5 protein-coding genes and 2 tRNA genes are annotated in these 6011 nt (G+C 69.3%); 3 read left to right on the top strand and 4 right to left on the bottom strand.

Translation table 11 applies throughout. The features are described 5' to 3' along the window. On the top strand, nucleotides 1-686 hold a 686-nt coding region (locus tag BJF79_RS30025), incomplete at its 5' end, for a LysR family transcriptional regulator (RefSeq protein ID WP_075902462.1). 110 nt (nucleotides 687-796) lie between these two features. On the opposite strand, the gene BJF79_RS30020 is transcribed toward BJF79_RS30025, so the two are convergent. The 4 genes from BJF79_RS30020 to BJF79_RS30005 form a co-directional block, all read right to left on the bottom strand. Next, complete coding sequence (locus BJF79_RS30020) at nucleotides 797-1804, bottom strand: glycerophosphodiester phosphodiesterase (RefSeq protein ID WP_158079339.1); 1008 nt, start codon at nucleotides 1802-1804, stop codon at nucleotides 797-799. Nucleotides 1805-1963: 159 nt separating this feature from the next. Next, on the bottom strand, nucleotides 1964-2320 hold the full coding sequence (locus BJF79_RS62205) for a hypothetical protein (protein WP_410050158.1): 357 nt from the start codon (nucleotides 2318-2320) through the stop codon (nucleotides 1964-1966). Further along, nucleotides 2275-3576, bottom strand: a complete 1302-nt coding sequence (locus tag BJF79_RS67450; RefSeq protein WP_410050157.1) for a HAMP domain-containing protein — start codon at nucleotides 3574-3576, stop codon at nucleotides 2275-2277. Before BJF79_RS67450 ends, BJF79_RS62205 begins: the two co-directional genes overlap by 46 nt. A 42-nt stretch (nucleotides 3577-3618) precedes the next feature. Further along, on the bottom strand, nucleotides 3619-4998 hold the full coding sequence (locus BJF79_RS30005; RefSeq protein ID WP_075902454.1) for an amino acid permease: 1380 nt from the start codon (nucleotides 4996-4998) through the stop codon (nucleotides 3619-3621). Between the two features lie 201 nt (nucleotides 4999-5199). Here BJF79_RS30005 and BJF79_RS30000 point away from each other — a divergent pair. Both BJF79_RS30000 and BJF79_RS29995 read left to right on the top strand, forming a co-directional pair. Then, nucleotides 5200-5277 (top strand) — tRNA-Asp (locus BJF79_RS30000). A gap of 20 nt (nucleotides 5278-5297) precedes the next feature. Continuing rightward, nucleotides 5298-5371, top strand: a tRNA-Phe gene (locus BJF79_RS29995). The last annotated feature ends 640 nt before the right edge of the window (nucleotides 5372-6011 follow it).

Below are 6011 nucleotides of genomic sequence, written 5' to 3'. Positions count from 1 at the left end.
AGATCCGGCAGCTCGAACGCGAGCTGGGGCAGCCGCTGTTCGACCGTTCCGGCCGCACGGTCCGGCTCACCGAGGCCGGCGAGCTGGTGCTGCCGTACGCGCGGGCCGCGCTCGCCGCCGTCCACGGGGCGCGGCGCTCGGTGGACGAACTGACCGGCCTGCTGCGCGGGCACGTCACGATCGGGACGTTCGAGTGGGTCAAGGTCCTGGACCTGCCGGGCATGCTCACCGATTTCCACCGCGACCACCCGAACGTGGAGATCACGGTCACCCAGCACGATTCCGCGACCCTCGCCGCGGAACTCCGTGCCGGACGCGTCGACCTCGCGTTCCTCAGCATCGGGGACGAGCCGCCCGAAGGGCTCGCGACCGAGCTCGTCTTCGAGCAGGACCTCGTCGCCGTCGCCGCCCGCGACCACCCGCTGTCCGCGCGCACCACCGTCACCCTGCGCGGCCTCGCCGAGCACGACCTGATCAGTCTCCCCGAGGGGACGGGCCTGCGGGCCCTCCTCGACCGCGCGTGCGCCGCCGCCGGGCTCCGCCCCCGGGTGGCGTTCGAGGCCGGGGAACCGCCCGTCCTCGCCGAACTCGCCGCACGCGGCCTCGGCGTCGCGGTCGTCCCTGCGTCGGCGGCCGCCGCTCTGGCCGCGACCTGCACGTCCTGCCGATCGTCCGGCCCCGGCTGAGCGGACGCGTCGTGCTGGCGTGGCGGGCCGAGGGCCCGCGCAGCCCCGCCGCGCGAGCGCTGACGGCCCGCGCGCGCGAACTGTCGGCCACCGGAGCGACGTCCGGCTGATCAGGCGGCGGCCTCGTGCGCCGCCTCGTGCGCCGCCTCGTGCGCCGCCTCGCGCCCCGCCGCGGCCCGCACGACGTCCCGGAACACGTCCGGCCGGTCGGTGATGACGCCGTCGACGCCGAACCCGAGTACCTCGCGCATGCCCGCCGCGTCGTTGACCGTCCAGGTCAGCACGTCCATCCCGGCGGCGTGCACCTTCTCGACGTACGACGCGGTCAGCCCGTTGTGGTCCGGGTTGATCTGGTCGGCGTATCCGGCATGGTCGGACAGCTTCGACGCCTTCGGCTTCCCGATCAGCGCGGTCGGCACGTCCGGCATGAGTTCGTGGAAGCGCCGCACGGACTTCCAGTCGAACGACTGGACGACCAGCGTCCGCTCGCTCGGATCCGGGCGCGTCCAGTACGCGTCGGCCCGCAGCGCCGCCGCGACGCGCTTCTCAACGCCCGGATAGTCCGCCGGGTCCTTGAGTTCCACCAGCATCCCGAGGCCGCTGGAGCGCATCTCCCGCATCACCTCCGGCAGCGTCGGCACCTTCTCCTTCGAGTAGCGCTTACCGAACCAGGAGCCGGCGTCCAGGCGCTTTACCTCCGCCAAGGTGAAGTCGGAGACCTTCCAAGGCTTCCGCTTGGGGAACACCTCCTCCACGTTCGTCGTGCGCGCGAGCATGGAGTCGTGCAGAAGAACAAGCTTGTGGTCCTTGGTTTCCTGCACATCGATCTCGAACATGTCCGCGCCCATACTCGCGGCCGTCCGGAACGCCGCCAGCGTGTTCTCCGGCGCGTACTCGGACGCGCCGCGGTGCGCGACTCCAACGACCCCTGGGGCGTCCTCCACGACCTCTGGAGCACTCCACAGAACCGGGACGCCGAAGCGCGGGCGTGGATCCGGTACGCCGGGCTGGAAGAGAATCGGGTGCGGATCCACGACGGCCTCGGCCTGCGCCACGGGACCGATGACCACCGCCGCCGACACGACCGCGGTGACCACCAGACGCTTCCGTCCGAACATCTTCACCTCTCGAAGCCGGGTGACTCGTCCGCCTTCGACACTGGGCCCGCCGCGTGTCCGCGACATGACGATCAGGTAGCGGATCATGTACGCACGGTGACGATACGCACCGACTTCAAGGGACACGAGGGAGACACGGTGCGCAATGCACCAAAAAGGTCACTCGGCTTCTTCAGGCTCCGGACGGGCGCCGCGCGCCCGCTGCAGGACCAGCGCGCCGATCATCCGCCGACTCCGCCGCAACGGCCGCGGCAACCGGCGCCCCGGCTGCACCGGCACGTCCGGACGGGACGGCACCGCGAGCCGCGTCGGGCGCGTTCGTCCACGCAGCGTCACCGGCTTGCCGAGTTCCCACTGCCCGGCCTCCGCCAGATGCGCGAGCTCCAGCACCGTCCCGGACGCCAGCACCCGCCCCGGCGACACCTTCGCCAGATCGCTCAGCCGCGCCGCCTCGTTCACCGGATCGCCGATCACCGTGTACTCGAACCGCTGCTCGGCGCCGATGTACCCCGCCACGACCTGCCCCGCCGACACGCCGATCCCCGCGTCCAGCTCGGGCACGTCCGCGCGCAGCCGCACCGCGAGCTCCCGGGACGCGCCGAGCGCCCCGCCCGCCGCGTCCTCCAGCTCGCTCGGCGCCCCGAAGATCGCGAGCGCGGCGTCCCCCGCCCTCGAACTTGTTGATCCACCCGCCGTGCCCCGCCACCACCGCCACCACCACCCCGAAGAACCGGTTGAGCAGCCCCACGACCTCGTCCGGTCCCCGCGTCTCCGCCAGCCGCGTCGACCCCGCGAGGTCCACGAACAGCACCGCCGACGTCGCGGACCTCCCCGCCGAGAGTGATGTCACCGTGTTCGAGGGCGAGGTCCGCGACCTCCTCGCCGACGTGCCGGCCGAACAGATCGCGCAGCCGCTCGTGCTCCCGAAGCCCCGCCACCATGTGGTTGAACCCCGCCTGCAGCTGCCCGACCTCGCTCGCGTCGTACACCGGGACGACCGCCTGCAGATCTCCGCGTTCGACGTACGCCATGCCCGTCCGGACGGACTTGATCGGGTCCGCGATGGCCCGCGTCGCCATGTACGTCACGTACATCCCGGCGAACAACGCGACGCCGCCCAGCCCCAGAATGGTGATCGCCAGCTTCGTCACGTCGATGTCCGGCGCCGCCAGCGCGGCGATCGCCACGCAGATCAGCCCGAACACCGGGATCGCCGTCCCGAGCGCCCACGCGAGCATCACCCGCGTCGTCACGCCCGGCAGCCGGAACCGGCGCGGCGGCTCCGCCGCCAGCACCAGCGCCGCCGCGGGCCGCAGCAACCGCTCCGACAGCAGATACACGATCGTGCACGTCGTCGCCGCGCCCAGCAGGCACGTCAACCCGGTCTTCACGGCGAGCCGTCCGGTGAACAGCACCAGATCCAGGATCGCCCACCCGGCCGCCCCCACACCCCACAGGCCCCCGACCAGCAACGTCAACCGGAGCGGCCCCAGCAGAACGGCACGTCGCTGCTCACGGTCGGGCGGCCCCCCGTCCCGCACCAGCCGCACCACGGGACGCCACAACCACAGACCCACGCCCAACGCACCGGGCCCGGCGAGCACCGGATAGCTGAAGAACGCCACCGCGTTCACCAGATGGACGTACCGCGGATCGTCCAGCGGCGGATCCGGAACCACGAACGTCGCGAACAGCAGAACCACGAGCCCGCCGACGACATTCGCGACGACCACGACGACCAGCAAGACCCAGCGCACACGGATCTCGAGCATGCTCCTGCGCGTCACGTGCGCCTCCCCGGACGTCCATCCGGATCATCCCACGCCGCTCTCCTCGAGAGGCACCGGCTCCACGACCCGTCCGGACGACCGCCGCACGAACCCCCAGCCCGCCAGCACGACCGCGACCCACCCGGCCATCACGTACAGAGCCACCCGCGTATCGGCGTCCCACGCGATCGTCGCAACGACGAACCCGAAGAACCCGAGAACGCCCCAGTTCGAGTAAGGCGACCAGGGCATCCGATAAGAAGCCCGCACCTCAACTCTCCGCCGATAAACCAGATGCGCCACAACAATCACCCCCCAAACCAAAATAATCCCACCCGTAGAAACCGAAGTAATATAAGCAAACGCCTTATCAGGCGCAACCGCGTTAACAATAACCCCGACCCCCATCACCAGCGCCGAAATGAACACCGCAAGCAACGGCACCCCACGCCCGTTCAACCGCGCCAGCGCCCGCGGCCCGTCCCCGTTAACACCGGTCGTCCGCAGCATCCGCGACGTCGAATACAGCCCGCCCGCGTTGCACGAAGACAACGCCGCCGTGAGCACCACGAAGTTGACGATGTCCCCGGCCCCGGGGATACCGATCCGCTCGAACGCCACCACGAACGGGCTCGCGCCCCCCTTGAACGCCGTCCACGGAACCACAGCGAGGATCACCAGCAACGACCCGAGATAAAACAACCCGAACCGCACCGGAAGCGCATTGATCGCCCGAGGAATATTCCGTTCCGGATCCTTCGCTTCACTAGCAGTAACCCCCACCAACTCCACACCCAGATACGCAAAAACAACCATCTGCATCGTCAACAACATCGCGGAGCCGCCCTCGGGGAAGAACCCCCCGTGCACCCAAAGGTTCGAAACCCCGGCATCGGCGTCCCCGAACCCGAAGACGAGCACCCCCACCCCCACCAGAATCATCATCACGATCGCCGCGACCTTGATCATCGCGAACCAGAACTCCAGCTCTCCGAAGAGCTTCACCGAGATGAGATTCACCGTGAACAGCACCACCAGCGCCACCAGCGCCGTCTGCCACTGCTCGACCCCGGGCCACCACTTCTGGACGTACTTCCCCGCCGCCGTCAGCTCGGCCATCCCCGTCGTCACCCAGATGACCCAGTACGTCCACGTCGTCGCGTACCCCCAGAACGGCCCCAGGAACTCCCGCGCATACCCCGCGAAGCCCCCCTCCGTCCTCCGGTACGTCAGCAGCTCCCCCAGCGCCCGCATGACGAAGAAGAGCATCAACCCCGCCAGCGCGTACGTCAGCACCAAGCTCGGCCCCGCCTTGGCGATGTTCGCGCCGGCCCCGAGGAACAGACCCGTCCCGATCGTCCCCCCGATCGCCAGCATCTGGATCTGCCGGGTCCCGAGCCCCCGCTGGTACCCCTCGTCGCCCATGCCCCCACCCCTCCCGCGAAGAGGCCCTGCTCACCAACCGGACAGAAGCCCCACGCCCTCCATCCCCACCACAAGCCCCACCACTCCCGATAACCGAGTTGGCGCCACCCTCGGGCATCGCGTATGCTCTCGGACGTCGCCAAGAAGGACCGGGACACCGGCCCGGAGACACCGCCCGAGCCACTAGGCTCGGACACGCAAGGTCCTGTGGAGCAGTTAGGAGTGCTCGCCACCCTGTCAAGGTGGAGGCCGCGGGTTCAAATCCCGTCAGGACCGCCAGACGTGCGACAGCACGTCATGGGCAGGTAGCTCAGTCGGTACGAGCGTCCGCCTGAAAAGCGGAAGGTCGGCGGTTCGACCCCGCCCCTGCCCACCTCACAGACCATGATGACCGCCCCAGAGCCACAGGCCGTGGGGCGTCGTTTTGCCTCCAACACGCATGTCCGGGAAGCGGACGGGTCCCGAGACGGGCTCCGCCTTGGTCGAGCGAGCCGCCGACAGGCCGGCCGACCCTGGGGACGGCTGCTCTTCGACACCCCTGGAACACAGCGAGCTTCGCAACCAAGGTCGACCCAAGACGCGCACGCTGCTCGCGAACAGCGATCTTCGCTGTGGCCGGTGGACGATGAACACCAGCTGGCAGGACGTCAAGGCCGGAGTGCACCGCCGCGTTTGAGGGCATGCCGATCGGGCGTCGTCGGTCTTCAGCGCTCCGGTACGGATTGCGATCGATTACGCCTCGCCGCCGTAGTGGCAGCCGCCTGGACAGCTCAACGCGTCGCCAAGCTGCGTTCCAGATTGTCAGGAGGTTTCAGCTACGGGATCTCCGCCGCGATCAGCCCACAGGCCACGAGGTTATTTGCCTCGGAACTGCAGGCTTTGGGTGACGCTCAGGCGGTCGCCTCCATCTGCCCCTTGCAGTGGCCGACGACCGTAGTGATCTCCTTCTCGGACACGTAGGCGTTCTGCAGCCGCATGGGCTTGCTCGCGCCCATCGGCAGGAACAGCGCGTC

The sequence above is a fragment of the Actinomadura sp. CNU-125 genome (assembly GCF_001942465.1).
In the GTDB taxonomy this organism is placed as follows: domain Bacteria; phylum Actinomycetota; class Actinomycetes; order Streptosporangiales; family Streptosporangiaceae; genus Spirillospora.
This window is presented reverse-complemented; position numbering and strand designations above follow the sequence as displayed.